The following is a 19232-nucleotide window of genomic DNA, read 5'->3' on the forward strand; positions in this document are numbered from 1 at the left end:
TTTCTCGGGGCCAAGTATAAGGTGCCGCAAGCAGGTGCACGGCCTTATTCTGCCCGAGCACCTTAATTTAGTGTCTGTCCCCGGTGGCGCATGGAAGATCAAGAGTTTAGCCTAGGCAGCGTTATCGGCACGCTCAGGCGGCAGATTTGGGTCATTGTAGTGACTGTAGTGGTTGTCGTCGGAATATCGTCCGTCGTCATCCTCTCGCTCAAGCCAATGTACCAGGCAACAACACTTGTCTTGGTGGATCCAACCGACAAGGACTTGCTCAATCCGGGTTCGTCTTCATCGAGTTCATCATCTGAGAACGCGCGCGTGGAAAGCGAGGTCTCTATCGCCAAGGCCGAGAGCACCTTGCAGATGGTGCTGCGCGAGGCCCGGCTGGTGGATGACCCCGATTTCGCGCCAACCATCGGTCTGCGCGAGCAGATCATGCAGTTGCTTCGTCTGGCTCCGCCCGAGGAATTCACCGCCGAAGATCGCCAGAAGTCGGCGCTCAGCAAGCTGCGCAATGCAATTGCCATCGAGCGGCAGGGGCTGACCTATCTCATCACCATTTCGGCCAATGCGAGTTCGCCTGACAAGGCAGCGCAGCTGGCCAACACCATGGCCGAGATGTATATCCGGGCCCAGCTGGAGTCCAAGGTCAGCAGCGTCCTGGCCGGCCGTGATATCATGCAGGATCGCGTCGCCGAAACGCGCACCGCCCTGGTCCAGTCGGAACAGGCATTCAACGATTTCATCATCGACAGCGCCGCCAGCATAGCCGAGGCCTCCGGCCGGACCGATCTGGAGGCCATGCGCCTTGAGCTGCAGGAGGCCGTCAAGAGCCGCGAGCGCATGAGCGCACAGCTTGACCTCGTCGAAACCGGCCTCGCCCAGAACAACTGGCTTCAGGTCGCCAATGCGCTGGGTACCCAGTCGCTGCGGGACATTCGCAATCGCCTCGACGAAATAGACGAGCAACTCGCCAACATGGTCGATGGCTCGGAAAATGCCGATGCGCTGCGCGCGGAATTGCTTCAGGCCAATGAGGACTTCCGCATCCAGGCAACCGCCGAGATGGAGCAGTTGCGCCAGGATGTGGCCAACGACCGCGCCCGCGAGGCCGATCTGCAGCTCCAGCTCCGCTCCAACATCCTGACCAGCAACCTGCCCCCCGAAGTGCTGGCCACCATGTATGAACTGCAGCAGAGTGCCGATATTTCGCGCACCCAATATCAGCAGATGCTGGCCCGGCTGCGCGACATCGAGGCCCAGGCATATCTGCAGCTCGCCGATAGCCGCATCGTGTCGAGCGCCACCCCGCCGTCATTTCCGGATTTCCCGAATACGCGTTTCCTTCTCGCGGTGTCCGGGCTCTTCGCTCTGTTGCTCGGCATCGGTCTCGCCTTCTTCCGCGAGCACTTCATCGGCGGCATCGTCAGCCCCGATCAACTCGAATCCATTTCGCGCTCGACGGTGGTTACCACGGTTCCCCATCAGAAGCGCCTCGGCAAGGATGCCGACGGCAAGTCCGTTGATAGCCCCACCGATCTGATCATTGCTCAGCCCTACTCCGCCTTTGCCGAAGCGATCCGCCGCATCATGGTGACGATCGACCAGGCGCTCCGCCGGATCAGGGGTGGCGATCTGGATACAACGGCATCGGTGATCCTCGTGACGTCAGCCAATGCCGGCGAAGGCAAGACCACCATCGCCATTTCGCTCGCGCGGGCCTTTGCACAATCGGGCAAGTCTACCATTCTGATCGATGCCGATCTGCGTCGACCCAATGTGCACCACGAACTCGGCATGGCCCCGTCCGATGCTTTGCAGAACTATCTGCGCCGCACCAAGGACACCGATGACCTGTCCTCGATCACCATCACCGACACCGGCACGAACGCTTCCGTTATCATCGGCGGCAACCCGTCCGGCACGCCGAGTGGCCAGGTGGTTTCGGGTGAACGGTTCTCGCGACTGCTCAACATCGCGGCGCGCAACCACGATGTCGTCATCATCGACACGCCTCCCGTGGGCGCGTTGGTGGATGCGCTTTACCTTGCACAATATGTCGACCTGATCGTCAACGTGGTGCGCTACGCCACCACGTCCCAGCAGGAAGTGCGGGCGGCACTGCGCGAGTTGAACGAGGCCAAGCAGGATGGCGCAGAGATCATTTGCGTGCTGAACGCCGAGCAGCAGTCCAAGTCGAGCAACAAGCGTCGCTTTGGCGGATACTACATCCAGTGATGCCCGCCATTCACCACCGCCAGACGGCTCGTAAACGCGGCTATCCGGTCTGCCGGGAGCATGAGGCCCGCTGATGGAAGGCTCACCTGGGCTACCGCTCCCTCTGCTGGCGCTTGGCGCGGGGCTCTGGGTGGCTCTGGCCAGCGTTGCAATTCCAAGGCTGCGCGGGCTCGCGCTCGTGCTCTTCCTGCTATTCTCGGCTCGCTACCTGGTGACGTTTTTCCACGACTATACCACCAGGTCGATCTTCGCAGGACAGAGCCTCAATTCCTTCCTGACACTGTTCATCACCGCGGTCGTGGTCGCCTATGGCCGCAAGGACCTCATCCGCTTTCGGCTGTTCCTGCCCGTTTTCGCATTCATGTTTGCATTGCTGATCAGTGGCTTATGGAATGGCGAGGTGATGGGCACGGTCAACGCCCTGATCCGGCAGTTCCTGTTCCTCGGCCTCATGATCATGGTCGTGACCGCTGTCGATGGCGAGCCGAATGACGGCAGTGTCAGTCGTGCCATGCTGCTGGCATTCATCGTGCCCATGGCCTACCAGGTCATGTCCATTGTTCTGCGCCTGGGCAAGGCTTCGGAATCGGACGGTTCGGTCAGCTATATCGGCGGCTACGTGCACGAGGGCGTGTTCTCGGTCGTGCTCCTCACCGCCATGGTGATTGCGGCGCTTGTGGCGGGCCTCACCTGGCGCCGGCGCACACTCCTGCTGGCCATCATCTTCACCGCCCTGATCTTCGCCAATTACCGCACCGCCGTTTTGGCTTCCCTGCCCATTCTGGCCATGCACCTGATCTTTGGCAGCGCCTCCACTGTTCGAGCGGATATGGCGAGCTACGTGCGCACGGGCGCGCTCCTGGCTGCCTTCGTGATCGGCATTTTCCTCACCACCCTGCTGTCCCAGCGCATGGCCGACCTCAGTGTCGTCCTGTCATCCCCGGGTGGACTGATCAAGCCGCCCACCGAATTCGGATCCGAGGACCGCAGCCTGCTTTCGGGGCGGATCATGATCTGGAGCGACTACATCTTCACCACAGTCCGCTCGGATATCTCCCACCTGATGTTCGGATTTGGTCCCGACGGCTGGCAGAAGTCGTTCTCGCTCTACGCTCACAATGTCTATGTGTCGTATGTCTACGAGATCGGGTTCTTCGGCACTGCCGTCTACATCTACCTCACCCTTCACTTCTTCTGGCTGGCCGTGACCGCGCGGCGCGACAAGCGCTGGCAGCTGATGGGCATGCATGTCAGCTACGGGCTGCTGTGCCTTGGCACGATGCCGACCTTCACCATCGAAGGCGTGATGCTCTACGCGGTGATCTGCGGCTATACGGTCTACTACCACCTGGTGGATCGCGTGCCCCGTCGGTTCGTCATGCCTGTCAACTTCGGCGTCCCGGGGCCGGGCAGGAGGCGCGCGACCGCGCTGGCGCGCCGCCCGATCCGGAGGCATTAACCATCCATTAGGGATAACCGGCTAATTTACCGGGATGTACACTCGGCGAATAAAACTCGTAGCCGCATTGCCACGCGCTTGGATCATTGTCCTGCTCGCGTCGGCCTGTTGGGCTGTGATATTTGCCATGACATGTGTGGCCCTGGGGCTTTTTCGCTAGGCGCCGCGGCACCTGGTCCCGGTTGCCTGCTATCCGCGCAGCATGCCGACAATGCCCCAGATGGCCATGGCAATGACCAGCCAGCAACCCAGTGCAAGCATGGCGATTAGCGGCCCGCGCGGCTGTTCATGGGGCGTAGTGGTCCGATCGATTATGAGCCGGCCAAGCCAGGCGAGGATGCCCTCCGCCGCCAATTGGAAATGCATTCTGCCTGATCTCCGCGATGGAAGTTCCATCCTACGTCATGGTGCGACCATGACAACGGAGGGAACGCTGACGAAACGAATCATCCACGGAAATAAGCCCATTTGGCCGCAATTTTGTGACGATGCGCGAGTCGGCGCACGTCAGCCTGACGAGCGAAAGCCTCAGACGTACCGCTTGACGATGCGTTTCAGGGTGAAGCCAAGCCTTGCCGCCAGCGCGCCCAGGGGTGTCGAAAGAAAGCTCAGCAAACGGCCACCGGATGGGTCGAGCTCCGTGTCGAAATCGGCCCAGGTGGACCTTTCGAGTCCGCCGGTCCGCGCGCTGACCAGGGCATAATTGCGAATTTCGAGATTCTGCAGGGCTCTGATGCGCTTGGCGACGTCACCGGTTTCCCGGGCTGACAGGTCCTTGGTGCTCTGCACGATGCAAGGGACGACGTTGGCATAGGCCATTTTCGTCGTCATGTTGATCGAGTCGCGGAAGTAGCGTGCGGTGATTGCCCCGGTATAGACCGTGGTCCCCATATGGGCGACGCGTAGCCAGGTATCCTTGTCCCCTCCCCTGCGGCATCGACCTTCCGGGAAACGGCCGGACTCTACCAGCGTGGTGCGTCGGCAGACGGTCGCCGAGGTCCACATCGGGGACGCGTTGAGCCTGACCCAATGGCCGAGCAGGGTCGAGAAATCCATCTCGCAGATGGGCCCACCGTTTTTCCGGGTGAAGGGATCAACGCTGCGCCGCCCGTCGGCATAGACATCCTCGTAGCCCGAGAACAGGCTCACCACCCCGTCGGGCCGCTCGATCGCCTCCAGCGCGCGCGTCACGCTTTCGAGATGACCGGGCTGCCACTCATCGTCGGCGTCGAGGAAGGCGATCCACTCTGATGACGCCAGCTCGATGCCCCGATTGCGCGCCGCATAGCCTCCAGGACCTGGCAGGCCGCGCCGCTCCAGGATCAGGTTGGGCAGGTCAAGCCCTTCCAGCCATTCATATCCGCCGTCGGTCGAGCCATCATCAACGACGATGATCTCCCGCGGCTGCACTGTCTGGGCCTGCACCGAGCGGAGGGCCCGCTCGATATGCGGGCCCTTGTTGTAGAGCGGAATGACGACCGAATAGTCAGGCATGACCAGTTTCCGATTCATATTCAATTGGATCCGGTCAGCTGTGCGCGCTCCAGATGAAGTCGGCGAGTGCTCTTGCGGTTCCCGCAGTCAGCGGGCCCGGTGCGCAGGCCTGCACCGCATTGGCCTCCCGGCATGCCGCCTGGAATGCCCGGATCGTCACGCTGTCCAGCGTACCGTTCAGCGTTCCATCATAAAGGCCGAGCGCCTGCAAGCGCTTCTGCAGCACATAGACATAGGCGCGTGCGCTTTGCCGGCGAAGGTCGTTCAGGCTATCGGCCACGCTGGCCCTGGACAGTTTCTCGAACTGGTCGCTGATGGCCTGCAGCGTCTCTATGTCATCGCCTCGTTGCACAGCCAGGCTGATCCGTTCGATGGCCGCTCCCTCTGGGCCAAGAACCGGTTCGATCGTTGCCAGGAAGGTCTCCGCGGCTGTGAGGTCCGGTTGCAGCAACAGACCGTAGCCGTCACGATAAAGCTGCAGCAGGAAGCGCGCCGATGCCTGGTCTCCTTTTGTGGCGGAGTCATTCAACATCGTCATGACGCCGCTAAGTCCTTGAGCCGGAAACAGACCATCGAGCTGCAAACGTGCGAGACGCGCGGCTGCGCCCGGCACGCCGCTTGAAACCGCACTGCTCAGCAGTTCAAACGAAGCGTCCCGCTGGCTGCGGGCCAGCGGCCCCTCGGCGATTGCCGTGGCAACGTTGATGACAGCCCTGGTGTTACCCATGGCGAGTGCCAGATCCAGATATGATTTGACCTTGTCGTAATCGGCAGGAAAGGGGTCGTTCTGCGCATAGATGGTCGCCAGGCGCTCCGCAGATGCACTGTCGCCGAATGTGGCGGCGCGCTCGAGCAGATCGATGGCCTGTTGCGGATCCGGGCTGAGAATTCTGCCCTCGAGATAGAGGTCGGCCAGGGACCGCATGGCGCCGGTGCTGCCGCCCTCCACCGCCTCGTTGTAGTATTCCAGGCTTCGTTTCACGTTGATCGGCACGCCTTCGGCGCCGGCAAGGTAGAGACCCGCCAGCCGAGTGGTACCTGCGTTGAAATTGAGTGCCGAGGCCCTCTCATAAAAACCGACAGCCTTGGGAACATCCGTGGCGACAAAGATGCCGTCCCGATAGAGGTCGCCCAGTTCGACAAAGGACTGGGCGTCCCCTGCCTCAGCCAGCTCGGTCAGCATCTGCTCGGCACGAACAACGTCCTGCGCGACCGCCTCACCGTTGAGATACATGCTGGCAATACGGCGCGTGGCGCCCGCCTGACCCTTGTCGGCGGCACGCTGGAACAGGTCCATGGCCACCTTCGGGTTTGCCGCCAGTTGTCTTGTCCCTGTCCGAAGGGCGTCGCCGAGCCCCACGATCGCGCCCTCGCTTTCGTTGATCAGGCCGACCCCATAGTAATGCAGGGCCTTCTCGACATCCGGATCGACACCGAGGCCGCCAAGATAGATTTCGGCAAGGCGGTTCGCCGCCGACACCTGTCCGGCCTCGGCGGCCTTCTCGAGCATTTCGAGGCCGCGCTTCTGTCCCTCAGGGGAGAAATCGGTATTGAGCAGCAGTTGCCCCAGCGACGCCAGCGCTCCGAGCGAGCCGGCCTTGACGGCCCGTTCATAGGTTTCGCGCGCCTTGGCGGGATCTGGTGCGAGCCCATAGCCGCCCTCGGCGTAGAGCTCCCCCAATTGCTCGATGGCATCGCGCGCTCCGGCTTCGGCGGCGCGCACAAGATAGTCGATGCCTTCCGCCTGCTTTGCCGGATCGGGATCACTGAACAGCGAACGCGCCATGGCGAGCGAGGCTGCGGAGTCTCCGGCCTCGGCCGCGACCCTCAGGTCCTCGCGAACCTCTTCGAACAGCGCCTCGACCGAAGTGATCTCGACCATTGCGGGGGCAGGTGCCGCCGGAGGAGCCACAGCATCCTGAGCCTGCGCCCCTGCAGCACTCAGGGTTACGCCAACTGCCAACGCAACAATCACGCGAGAAAAGGTAAAATGCATCCTTGGTCCCCTGCCTACGCCGCATTCGCCACCTTACGCGCATTGTCCACAGACCAGGACTGGCAAGTCAACCTGCCCGACTGTTTTGTGTTGGTAACATTAATTCGCGGGATCGTGATCGGCTCAGCCCAGTATTTGCAGGCCAAGTGTCCCCCAAAAGAGACGGCGCCATTTTTCTTGTCAGCCCGCAAATTGTTGCGCTGGACAACATGGTAACCAATTCGTAAATTTTGTCGTGGACGGGAATGTGGCCGATCCGATAACAAGCGGGCCTTGGCTCCAAAAATCCAGTGCCGCAGCGCCTTTAGCTGCCCACGCCCTGGGGAGATTTGCGGAGCAGAACAAAACAGATATTCGGCAGAGTGGTAGTTGCGGACCGATCCTGCAGATTTATTCTTCATGGGGAATGAAGACTATGGCAGAGCATGTGGTTACGTTTCGCCAAGGCGTGAACGGCTACACCGGGACCGTCGACACGCAGCTGTCGGAGTCTTCGCCCACGCAGTCCTACGCATCGACCAGTGTAATCGGCGTTGACAGGGGTACCGGCGAGAACCAGCAGGTTCTGCTACGCTTCGACGACATCCTCAGCCAGATTCCGCCCGGGGCGACCATCGTCTCTGCCACGCTGACCCTGCAGACGACCAATACGGGCAACGGTGCTTCGCTCTACCGCATGCTCGGTTCATGGTCAGATACCAGCACCTGGAGCAGCCTGGGCAACGGCGTTCAGGCCAACAATGTCGAGGCCCGCAGCGTCGCTGACCTGGCGACTGGCAGCACCAGCCTGGGCGCCTCGGCCTATAACGTCACCTCCAGCGTGCTGGCCTGGGCGGCTGGCGCCGCCAACAACGGCTGGGTGTTCGTGTCTCAGGGCAGCAATGGCTGGGACTTCCAGTCGGCGCAGGGCTCCACGCCGCCCCAGCTGTCGATCACCTACAGCGTTCCCGATGGTCCGGCCAACACCCTGCCTGTCGCCGTCAACGACGTCGCCGTCGTCGCCGAGGACGGTTCCACCGTGATCAGCGTGCTGACCAATGACAGCGATGCCGATGGCCATGCCCTCAGTGTCACCGGTGCCGGCGCCGCGGCCCATGGCACGGTCGTCGTCAACCAGAACGGCACCATCACCTATACGCCTACCGCGAACTATAGCGGCTCGGACAGCTTCAACTACACCATCAGCGACGGCAATGGCGGCATCGCCAGCGCGACCGTCAATGTCACCGTTTCGGCGGTCAACGATGCGCCGGTCGCCAATGCCGACGCTGCCCAGGTCAACGCCGGCAGCTCGGTGGTTGTCAACGTCCTGTCCAACGACACCGACATCGACGGTGCCGCGCTCTCGGTCTCCGCTCTCGGTACGCCCGAGCATGGCACCGTCTCGCTCAACCAGGACGGCACCGTCACCTACACGCCGACATCGGGCTATGTCGGCCCGGACAGCTTCCAGTACACCTTGAGCGACGGCAATGGTGGCACCGCCACCGGCACCGGCACCGTCACGGTATTTCCAGTCAATTCCGCCCCCGTTGCGAATTCCGACGCCGTTTCCCTCAACGAGGATGTCGCCACCGTCATCAATGTCCTGGGCAATGATACCGATGCGGAAGGCCAGCCGCTGACGGTCTCCGGCGTCGGGCAACCAGCGCATGGCACCGTCGTCATCAACCAGGACGGCACCGTCACCTACACGCCCACCGCCAACTACAGCGGTGCCGACAGCTTCAGCTATTCCATCAGCGACGGCCAGGGCGGCACAGCGAACTCGACAGTGAGCCTCACCGTCAATCCGGTGAACGACAATCCGGTCGCCAACGCCGATAGCGGCACGGTGCAGGCCGGCAATGCCGTGACCATCAACGTGCTGTCCAACGATACGGACGCCGAGGCCAATCCGCTGGCCGTCACCGGCGTCGGTGCAGCAGCGCATGGCACCGTCGTGCTCAATCAGGACGGCACCGTCACCTACACGGCGGCCACTGGCTATGCCGGACCCGATAGCTTTACCTATTCGATCAACGACGGCCAGGGCGGCACGGCCACGTCCACCGTCGGCATCACGGTAACCGCCCCGCCCGGCGCCTGGGTGGAAAAGCAGGCCGTCTTCAAGCAGGGCACCGCCGGATATACCGGCACGATCGACACGCAACTTGTCCAGAGCGCGGCCAACACGTCTTACGGCGACGCGACGACGATCGGCGTCGACCGGGGCACGAACGCGAACGTCCAGGTTCTGCTGCAGTTCAATGACATCTTCGGCGACCTGGCATCCCAGGTTCCTGCCGGCGCCGAAATCCTGTCCGCCACCCTCACGCTGAACACCACCAATACCGGTGACGGCGCGACCCTGCATCGCATGCTGACCGGCTGGACCGAGGGCAGCACCTGGAACAGCCTCGTCACCGGCGTCCAGACCAACAATGTCGAGGCGCGCACGCTCTCCGACGCCACTGTCAGCGCCGGCTCCACCGGTAATACGGTGTTCGACGTGACCTCCAGCATCCTCGCCTGGCTGTCTGGCCAGACCAATTTTGGCTGGGTCTTCGTCTCGCGCGGCAGCAATGGCTGGGACTTCACCTCGTCCGAGGGCGGCAACGCCCCGCAACTCACCATCAATTACCGGATCCCCGCCGCCGCCAACACGCCTCCGGTCGCCACAGCCGACACCTCGACCGTCGCCGAAGACAGTTCGGTGGTCATCTCGGTGCTGGCCAACGACACCGATGCCGACGGCAACGCCTTGACAGTGACAAGCGTCGGCACCGCAGCCCACGGCACCGTGGTGCTCAACCCGAATGGCACGGTGACCTATACGCCGACCGCCAACTACAGTGGCCCGGACAGCTTTACCTACACCATCAGCGACGGCAATGGCGGCACCGCCACCGCCACCGCCGAGGTCACCGTGACACCGGTCAACGATAACCCTGTCGCAACCGGCGACACGGTGACCGTCACCGAGGATGTCGCGACCATCATCAATGTGCTCGCCAACGACACCGACATCGATGGCAATCCGCTGTCGGTGAGCGCCGTCGGCAACGCGGCCCATGGCACCGTGGTGATCAACCAGAACGGCACCATCACCTACACGCCCGCCTCCAATTACAGCGGTCCGGACAGCTTCACCTACACCATCAGCGACGGCAATGGCGGCACCTCGACCGGCACGGTGACCATCACCGTAACCCCGGTCAATGACGCGCCCGTCGGCGGCGCCGACTCCGCCACCACCAACCAGGACCAGGCTATCGTCATCAGCGTACTCGGCAACGACACCGATGTCGAAGGCAATAGCCTGGCTGTTGCTGGCATCACGACCGGCCCGGCGCACGGCACCGCGGTGGTCAACCAGGACGGCACCATCACCTATACGCCGACTGCTGGCTATTTCGGCCCGGACAGCTTCGTTTACCAGGTGAGCGACGGCCAGGGCGGCACCGCCTTGGCAACCGTCACTCTCACGGTCGTCCAGGTGATCCCGGAAAATACCCCGCCGGTCGCCGTCACGGACACGGTTTCCGTCGCTGAAGACGGCTCCGCTGTCATCTCGGTTCTGGGCAACGACACCGACGTCGACAACAATACGCTCACCGTCACCGGCATCGGCACGGCTCCAGCCCATGGCACTGTCGGCATCAATCAGAACGGTACCATCACCTACACGCCGACCGGCAACTACAACGGCCCCGACAGCTTCACCTACACCATCAGCGACGGCAATGGCGGCACGGCGACGGGCACCGTCAATATCACGGTCACCCCGGTCAACGACCTGCCGGTCGCCGCAACCGACGCGGCGGCCGTCAATGAAGACGGGTCCGTCACCGTCAACGTGCTTGCCAATGATAGCGACCTGGAAAACGGCACGCTGAGCGTTTCGGGGCTCGGTACTCCGGCCCACGGCACGGTCGTGCTGAACCAGAACGGCACGGTGACCTATACTCCGGTCGCCAATTACAGCGGCCCCGACAGCTTCACCTACACGCTGAGCGACGGCCAGGGCGGCACCGCCACCGGCACGGTCAACATCACCGTCGATCCGATCAACGACAATCCGGTCGCCGTCAACGACACTATCACGGTCGACGAGGACAGCACGATCGGCATCGCCGTCCTCGCCAACGATACCGATATCGACGGCAACCCGCTGAGCGTTTCCGGCCTTGGCGCGGCCTCCCACGGTACCGTCGTGCTCAATCAGGATGGCACGGTGAGCTATACGCCGACCGCCAACTACAGCGGCCCGGACAGCTTCACCTACACCATCAGCGACGGCAATGGCGGCACCAGCACCGCCACGGTCAACCTGACGGTCAATCCGTTGCCGGATGCGCCCGTCGCGGCCAATGACAGTGCCAGCGTCCAGCCTGGCAATGCCGTGGTCATCAATGTGCTGCAGAACGACAGCGACCCCGATGGCAACCCGCTCACCGTCACCGGCATTCCCACCGGTCCGGCGCATGGCACCGTGCTGATCAACGGCGATGGCACCATCACCTATACCGCCAACAGCGGCTATAGCGGGTCCGACAGCTTCATCTACACCATCTCCGACGGCCAGGGCGGCGTGTCCCTTGCGAGCGTGATCATCAACGTCAACCAGGATGGCCTGGAAGATTCCTATATCGCCACCCGGCTCACATCGGGCTCGGCGCGCAATCTCGAGCATGGCAATGCCAGCAAGAGCTTCTACGCCAATGGCACCTGGTGGGCGGTCCTGCCGGATGGTGCCAACTGGTCCATCCATCGCTACGACGGCTCGACGCCCGCTCCCAACACCCAGGGCGGCTGGAGCATTGCGAGCGATGCCCTGTTCTCCAACAGCAGCCGGTCTGAGCTGGCCTGGGACGAGGTCAACCAGAAGCTCTATGTGCTCTCCTATTCGTCGAGCAGCTCCGAGCCCCATCTCAAGCAGATGACGTTCAACGAGGCCACCCAGACCTGGCAGGTCGATATCGATGTCCAGCTCGCCGGTGACGGCGGTGTGCTGGCCGGCAGCGAATGGGGCAACAACGTCGAGATGAGCCTCGGCCTCGACCAGAACGGCGTGCCGATCCTCACGGCGATTGCGGCATCCTCGCAGGGCGAAAAAGGCCTGCACGTGGCTTTCGCCACATCAGCCGACCTCAGCACCTGGGGTACGTCGCTGGTGGACGCTAATACCAAGGGCCTGGGCGGTTCCAACGGCAACAGCAAGGCCGACATCATCCACTTCACCCAGGACGGCGTCGACAGGATCGGCATCTTCTACAGCCGTGACGGCTCGGGCTCGGACGACGACTGGTCCTTCGCCTGGCACGACACCGCCTCCGACACGACAACCTATGGCGGGACGTGGAACGTCGAAGTTGCCAGCGACCAGGTCGATATCGACAATCACATGTCTGCCGTCTCCGACGGCGAGTTCATCTACGCCCTGATCAAGGACGACAACGACGCCATCTGGCTGCTCAAGGGGCGCCCCGGCGCTTGGGACGCGCCCTACCTGGTGGTCGATGGCGGCGAGCACAATCCGAGCCGCCCAACCGTGGTTCTCGACGAGACCAATGACCAGATCTACGTCTTCTACCAGGAGTCGACGTCCAACCCTGAGGGCCAGATCTACATGAAGGTCTTCGATACCGATAATCCGGTATTCGACCCCGAGGATCTCGGCACCCTGATCATGGAAGGCCCGGGTTCCGACGACTTCCTAGATCCCCAGTCGCCTGCCCATAGCGTGGGCGACCACACGGGCGGCTACTTCCTCTTGCTCGCCAAGAACGAACAGCGCAACGAAGTCTGGTACAACGACATCATGCTGGGTGGCGACCACCAGATCGTCTAGGTGCATGCGACCTGCCGTCTCCTTGCGAGGCGGCAGGTCATTTCAACAGATCATCGCGCCACAACTTGCTTCGGGGACTTGGCTCAGGCCAGCCAAGGCCAGTTAACCCCATTGGCAGTCCGGCGCGCACAGTTGCTTTATCGACGTGCAAATTCCTCCTGTCGAATATACCTTCAGATGAATATTTGAGGCGGAAAACAACAACCATGCTCGCGCCGTTTGCGCCCTCCTGTCCCGCTCTTGCCATCTGCAACCGGTGGACCCTGCCATGACGCGTCAGGTCACAACCGGCCGCCCGGCAGCCGTCGATATCAGGCGCGCCCTGTTGCTCCCGGGCACAGCTCTGGTCGTGACCAGCCTGGTCTCCAACCTGCTGATGCTTGCCGGCCCCCTGTTCATGCTGCAGATCTACGATCGTGTCCTGGCCAGTCGATCCATGCCTACGCTGGTCGCCCTGACCGTGATGATCTGCGCCCTCTACGCCTATTATGCCGTGCTCGAGGCGATCCGGGCCCGCATGTCCATGCGCGCCGCAAATATCGTCGATGGCGCCTTGAGTGGCCGGCTCTTCGCCGCCTCAGTACGCTTCAAACTCATCCCCGGCGCGCTGGGCAATGTCGATCCGGTCCGCGAGGGCGATACCCTGCGTCAGTTCGTCAGCGGCAATGGCCCGCTGGCTTTGCTCGATCTGCCCTGGATGCCCATCTACCTGACCATCGTCTTTCTGATGCATCCCCTGCTCGGCTGGCTGGCCCTGGGCGGCGCTGTCGCGATCGTTGCGCTGGCCATCGCCAATGAGCTGTCCTCGCGCGGTCCCGCCCAGAAGGCGAGCTCAGCCCAAGGCGCACGCCAGCGCTATATCGACGATGCCCGCAGCAACGCCGAAGCCATCGTCGGCATGGGCATGATGGCCGATATCGAACGCCGGCGTGCGGTGCTCAATCGTGACGTCCTGGCCGCCCAGCTACTCGCCGGCGACCGCACCTCGGCCTTTTCGGCGATCATCAAGGCCTTGCGCTTCCTGCTGCAGTCGGCGGTCCTTGCTGTGGGCGCCTATCTCGTCATCCAGGGCGACCTGACCGGCGGTCTGATGATCGCGGCATCGGTCATCACCTCAAGGGCGCTGGCGCCGGTCGATCAGATCGTCGGCCAGTGGCGCGGCTTCATCGCCGCTCGCCTCGCCTACGACCGTATCCGCAAGATCCTGCCCAAGGACAATGACGGCGCCCGGGAAACTCGGCTCCCCCTGCCCGGGCAAAAGCTTTCGGCCAACCAGTTGGCTATCGGCCCGCGCGGCGCCAAGGTGGCGCTTGTCAACGGCATCAGCTTCGAACTCGTCGCCGGCGATGCGCTGGGCATTATCGGGGCCTCCGGCTCGGGCAAGTCCAGTTTGGTGCGCGGTCTGGTCGGCGCTTGGCCGACACTGTCAGGCGCCCTCCGTCTCGATGGCGCACTCCTCGCCCATTACGATCCGTCCCAGATCGGCGGCATTGTCGGTTATCTCCCCCAGCAGGTGGACCTGTTCGAAGGCACGGTTGCCGAAAACATCGCGCGCTTCCGCCACGACATGACCGCCGAGGCAGTCATCGCCGCGGCCCGCTCCGCCGATGTGCACGACATGATCAACAGCTTGCCCAATGGCTATGACACCCCGATTGGGGAACAGGGTGACCTGCTCTCGGCCGGCCAGCGCCAGCGCATCGGCCTCGCCCGCGCCCTCTATGGCGATCCGTTCCTGATCGTGCTCGACGAACCCAATTCCAACCTCGATGCCGAGGGTGATGCCGCGGTCTCCAAGGCAATTGCCAGTGCCCGCGCCCGCGGCGGTATCGTCGTCGTCGTCGCACATCGGCCCAGCGCCATCGCATCCGTGGACCAGCTCCTGCTGTTGCAGAAGGGCCGTCAGGTCAGCTTCGGCCCCAAGAAGGATGTGCTCGACCACATCGCCAAGGCCGCCAGCGGCGAGAACGTGCGCCCCATGAAGGTGTCCGGCCAATGACCGACTTCGCCCTGCCCAACCAAAACACCGACCTCGCCAGTTTCCGCCGCCACGGATTTGTCGGCCTGTTCGCCGTGGTCGTGTTGTTCGGCGGCTTCGCCTACTGGGCCGCGACCACCGAGCTTTCGGGAGCAGTTGCGGCTCCCGGTACCGTGGTTGTCGATGGTTTCGCCAAGCGCATCCAGCATCAGGAAGGCGGCATCGTCAAAGATTTCTACGTACGTGACGGCGACGTCGTCGAAGCCGGCCAGCTGCTGGCGACTCTCGACAGCACGGCCATCGCGGCCAATCTGGCCGTGCTCGAAACCCAGGTCCGGGAAGCCTCGCTGCGCGAAGCCCGCATGGTCGCCGAGATCAACTTCGTCGATGCCATCGAGATTCCGGACGAAATCCAGTCGCTGCTCGACGATCCCGAAGTGGCCAAGCTGCTGGCCACCGAGCAGCAGGTGCTGCATGCCCGGCATGCCGGGCTCACCAGCCGCTCTTCCCAGCTTACCGAGCAGGTCACCCAGCTCGAGCGGAAGATCGAGGGCCTCGATCTGCAACTGGCGGCCATCCGGCGCCAGGGCGAGATTGCCACCGGCGAAATAACCTCGCTGCGCCAGCTCTACGAGGGCCAGCTCGTCGAGGTGAACCGCATCACGGCGCTAGAGCGCCAACTGGCTGAAATCGATGGTGAGGAAGGTCGCCTGATCGCGGCCATCGCCGAGACCAACGCCGCCATCGCCGAGCGCCGCCTCCAGATCAACCAGGTCGACCAGGACTACCTGGCCAATGTGCTCGACGAATTGCAGGAAACGCGCCGCGTCCTGTTTGACGCCATGCAGCAGAGGGTGGCCGCCCAGGACCGCCTGCAGCGAACCGAGGTCCGCGCGCCGCAGGCCGGGGTGATCCATGAATCCAGCGTCCACACCGTCGGTGGGGTTGTCGGCGCCGGCGAAACCCTGATGCTGGTCGTGCCGCAGGACGACGAACTGCTGATCAATGCCCGCATCGCGCCGACCGATATCGACAAGGTCGCGGTCGATCAGTTGGTCAATATCCGGCTGCTCGGCTTCAGCCAGCGGACCACGCCCGAACTCGATGCCAATGTCGTCACCATTGCGCCCGATCTGACGCAGGACGAAGTCACCGGCCTCTACTACTACAGCGTCCGCATCGGCATTTCGGAAGACCAGCTGGCGAGCCTTCCTGACAATGTCAGGCTGGTGCCCGGCATGCCGGTGGAAGCCTTCGTGCGTACCGCCGATCGTACCGTGCTGGACTACCTGGTCCAGCCGTTGGTCGAACAGTTGTCATATGCCTTCCGCGAGGAATAGGCCCAAGCGACGGAGGGAGATGTCTTGATGAACTGGAGCGCAGCGAAAGACATGCTGCCGGCCGACCTGCGCCGGATGCTGTCCCGCGTCCTTGGTCGCGACAAGCGCCCGCGCGTGCGGCGCTACATCCCCCACGGCGTCACCGTAGAGCAGTTCTTCACATCCCTGCGTGATGCCGGCGTGCAATGTGCCGTGCTGCGCTGGTTCGATACCCTGCCTTACGTGGCGCCCGGCGAAGACATCGACATGCTCGTCGCCGACAGCGACCTTGAGGTCCTCGGAAGCTACCTCGACAACACGTCTGGCTCCTTGCCTTGCGACATCTATACCGCCGGCGGGCTGCCAGGCACGCAATACAAGCAGCGGCCTTATTTCCCGGCTGCGCTGGCGCAGTCCACGCTGTCGCGCCGCCTGCTGCAGGATGGCCTCTATCCTGTGCCGTCGCCTGCTGACCATTTTCACGGCCTGGCCTACCACGCCGTCTATCAGAAGGGGCCGGCTTCCGGCCTGCCCACCACGCATGCCGATGTGCCCCCGCTGGCCGAGCCCGAGCATGACTACGCCGCCGTCCTCGGCGCGTTGTGCGATCAGCTCGGCTTCAAGATATCAATCGACATGGAATCCCTCGATCAGCACCTGGCGGAGCGCGGCTATCGCCCAGCCAGGCAGGATCTGCTCAACCTGAGCAAAAGCAACCCATGGATCGCCAGCCACCTTCTTGGCTAGAGTCCCACCGCCACCAAGACTTGGACCCTGCATTGCATCAACTGACTGCACTCCCGCGCCCCGTCGGAAAACTGCTCGCCACGCTGGGCCACAAGCTCGATCGCAACCTGCCCGGTCGCTATCGCGGCCGCATTGCGCGCTTTCTGGGTCCGCAACCCGGCCGCTATGTCAGCCCCGATCTTGGCTCCAAGGATGCCCTGCTGGCCGCCTTTGCCAAGCGGGGTATCCGCTATGCCGTAATCGGCGGCCAATCGCCTGCCATCCCCGGCATCACCGACCGGCTCGCCATCATGGTCGATGACGAGGACGTCAATGCGGCGCGTCGCATGGTCACCCCCTGGCCAACCGGCGAACAGATCGAGGCCTATTCGCCCAGCGGCCTGCCCGGCTTCGCCTTCGGCGACATGCCCCTGATGCCGCCGCGCCTCGCCCGTCGCCTGCTCGACGGCGCCACCCCGGTCAATGGCGTCAGCACGGTCGCTCCGCGCGACCACTTCTTTGCCACCCTGTTCCGGCTCGTCTACCTGCGCGGCCTCGACTCCGGCATTCCGGCAGCCGACGCGTCCACCGGATCGTCACCCGTCACCACTGCAATAGAAGACCAGGCCAGGCAGCTCGGCCTGGCTTTGGAGACACCGATCACCCTCGAATCCCTCGACGCGTTCCTGGCGATCCATGACTGGCAGCCCCCGCTCGACATGCTCGAACGCATCGGCTGCTGGAACCCCTGGGTCGCCGACAAGCTGCGCAAGGCCGGCGAATGGGTCGGCTCCGAGGCGCCAGGCCTGACGGTCTTCTATCTGCGCCAGCGCACCATGGACGAAGGCAAGACCGACCTGGTATTGGACAAGTTGGCAAGCAGCGGCTTCCGCCTGTTGCCAGTTCCGCCGCTGACGCCCGAGCAACTGGCCGACGTCACCGCCGAAGTCCGTGGCGGCAACTGGGGCCGCGGGCCCTTCCCGCTGAGCGGGGGCAATCCCGGCGCCGTCTATGTCGCGCACGACCCCGCGCCAATTCCCCCCGATGCCGAGACCCTCCGGCAGTTCCCGCTGCTCGATAACAACCGGATCCAGCTTGCCAAGCAGGCAGTGCGGGACGCGGTCCATGCCGGCCTGCCCCGCAATCAGCGCTACAACGCCATGCATTCCACCGACAATGCGGTCCAGGCCTGGCGTGCGGTGCGCGAGCTCCACCCCGCCCTCGAACCGGAACTGCGCGCCCTGACCAATGGCAACTGAGCCTTATCGGGACCAGCGGCAGCCGGCAGGCTGGGCGCCGGCAAACAGCCTGTCGAACACGGCAAGCGCCTGCGCCTCGCTGAACAGTCCCGACCGCACATTCGGCCACGCACCCGCTTCGCTGCGGCGGACGACCGGATTGTCGATGCGAATCGGCGCATTGTCCTTGCCCAGCGCCGTCAGCGCCGAGGCGCGATGATGCCCGGCCGTCACCAGCACGCGGAACCCATCCCCGCCCACCAGCACGACGCCCTTGATGTCGCCATCCGGCGCATCGCTGCGCCGATAGCCCTCGCGGGCGATGGCTTCATAAATGCCGGTCAGGCGCTGGAATTCCTGCAGCGCCACCGCGGGTTCGATCGGTCCCCATGCCTTCCACCCGGCGCCGATCTCCACTTTCGTGCCATGCTCGCGGTTGTCGAGCTCGATGAAGCTGGCCCAGCGTTTCTCGGCCTCACCTGGCGTCCATGCCTGCCAGGGCATCACCAGACCCAGCGGAGGCGCGGCGCCCAGCTCGGGCGACACGGCGAGGCCGTCAAGGCCCAACACCGCCACCAGCGTCCGCGGCTGCCAGGCGGCGTAGAAGCCTGCCAGCGGCGAGTGCTCGTAGTCGAGTTGTCTGTCGGCGCCATAGGCAATCAGCGTATCGACGAACGGATTGCCCGCAGTGGCCGCGCAGGCAAAGCCACTGCCCGGCAGGACGCGGCAACTGGCCAGCGGCACATCGATCAGAAATGGGCGCAGGCCCGCTCGATAAGCGGCCTCCACGGGATCGCCGGTCACGCCCCGCAGGTCGATGACCGCTTTTCCGGTCCGCACCAGCTCTACGCCCACCCGTCCCAGCAGCGAAGAGATCGTCGCGCGAGCATTGCGCTTCAGCGCCGACAGTGCCGATCCGTGACTGGACAATGTGCCTCCCCGCCCGGTGCAATC

At 63.5% G+C, this 19232-nt stretch carries 11 protein-coding genes; 7 read left to right on the plus strand and 4 right to left on the minus strand.

What is annotated here, in order from left to right; genetic code table 11:
• Nucleotides 1-90 precede the first annotated feature (90 nt).
• Together IH615_RS10165 and IH615_RS10170 are read left to right on the plus strand one after the other, a co-directional pair.
• Entirely contained in the window at nucleotides 91-2235 is a 2145-nt protein-coding gene (locus IH615_RS10165; protein WP_291361751.1) for a polysaccharide biosynthesis tyrosine autokinase, read from the plus strand.
• A gap of 73 nt (nucleotides 2236-2308) precedes the next feature.
• Entirely contained in the window at nucleotides 2309-3694 is a 1386-nt protein-coding gene (locus IH615_RS10170) for a hypothetical protein (RefSeq protein ID WP_291361752.1), read from the plus strand.
• 189 nt (nucleotides 3695-3883) lie between these two features.
• Here the strand turns inward: IH615_RS10170 and IH615_RS10175 are convergent, their stop codons facing one another.
• The 3 genes from IH615_RS10175 to IH615_RS10185 form a co-directional block, all read right to left on the minus strand.
• A complete protein-coding gene (locus IH615_RS10175; protein WP_291361753.1) occupies nucleotides 3884-4060 on the minus strand; it encodes a hypothetical protein in 177 nt (58 codons plus the stop codon).
• A 162-nt stretch (nucleotides 4061-4222) separates the two neighbouring features.
• On the minus strand, nucleotides 4223-5188 hold the full coding sequence (locus tag IH615_RS10180) for a glycosyltransferase family A protein (protein WP_291361754.1): 966 nt from the start codon (nucleotides 5186-5188) through the stop codon (nucleotides 4223-4225).
• Between the two features lie 34 nt (nucleotides 5189-5222).
• The gene (locus IH615_RS10185) at nucleotides 5223-7070 is read right to left on the minus strand and encodes a tetratricopeptide repeat protein (RefSeq protein WP_291361755.1); all 1848 of its coding nucleotides are present in this window, start codon (nucleotides 7068-7070) and stop codon (nucleotides 5223-5225) included.
• Between the two features lie 529 nt (nucleotides 7071-7599).
• Between IH615_RS10185 and IH615_RS10190 the strand changes: the two genes are divergently transcribed.
• From IH615_RS10190 to IH615_RS10210, 5 genes are all read left to right on the plus strand, one after another.
• A complete protein-coding gene (locus IH615_RS10190; protein WP_291361756.1) occupies nucleotides 7600-13017 on the plus strand; it encodes an Ig-like domain-containing protein in 5418 nt (1805 codons plus the stop codon).
• Between the two features lie 268 nt (nucleotides 13018-13285).
• A complete protein-coding gene (locus IH615_RS10195) occupies nucleotides 13286-15016 on the plus strand; it encodes a type I secretion system permease/ATPase (protein ID WP_291361757.1) in 1731 nt (576 codons plus the stop codon).
• Nucleotides 15013-16335 (plus strand): HlyD family type I secretion periplasmic adaptor subunit, encoded by a 1323-nt coding sequence (locus tag IH615_RS10200; protein ID WP_291361758.1) that lies wholly within the window; start codon nucleotides 15013-15015, stop codon nucleotides 16333-16335. The genes IH615_RS10195 and IH615_RS10200 overlap by 4 nt, the downstream gene beginning before the upstream one ends.
• A gap of 27 nt (nucleotides 16336-16362) precedes the next feature.
• On the plus strand, nucleotides 16363-17061 hold the full coding sequence (locus IH615_RS10205) for a hypothetical protein (protein ID WP_291361759.1): 699 nt from the start codon (nucleotides 16363-16365) through the stop codon (nucleotides 17059-17061).
• A gap of 32 nt (nucleotides 17062-17093) precedes the next feature.
• On the plus strand, nucleotides 17094-18299 hold the full coding sequence (locus tag IH615_RS10210; RefSeq protein ID WP_291361760.1) for a hypothetical protein: 1206 nt from the start codon (nucleotides 17094-17096) through the stop codon (nucleotides 18297-18299).
• A gap of 3 nt (nucleotides 18300-18302) precedes the next feature.
• Here IH615_RS10210 and IH615_RS10215 read toward each other — a convergent pair whose 3' ends face one another.
• A complete protein-coding gene (locus tag IH615_RS10215) occupies nucleotides 18303-19208 on the minus strand; it encodes a hypothetical protein (protein ID WP_291361761.1) in 906 nt (301 codons plus the stop codon).
• Nucleotides 19209-19232: the final 24 nt, after the last annotated feature.

Origin of the sequence: Devosia sp. (genome assembly GCF_014860165.1) — a bacterium.
Lineage (GTDB): Bacteria > Pseudomonadota > Alphaproteobacteria > Rhizobiales > Devosiaceae > Devosia.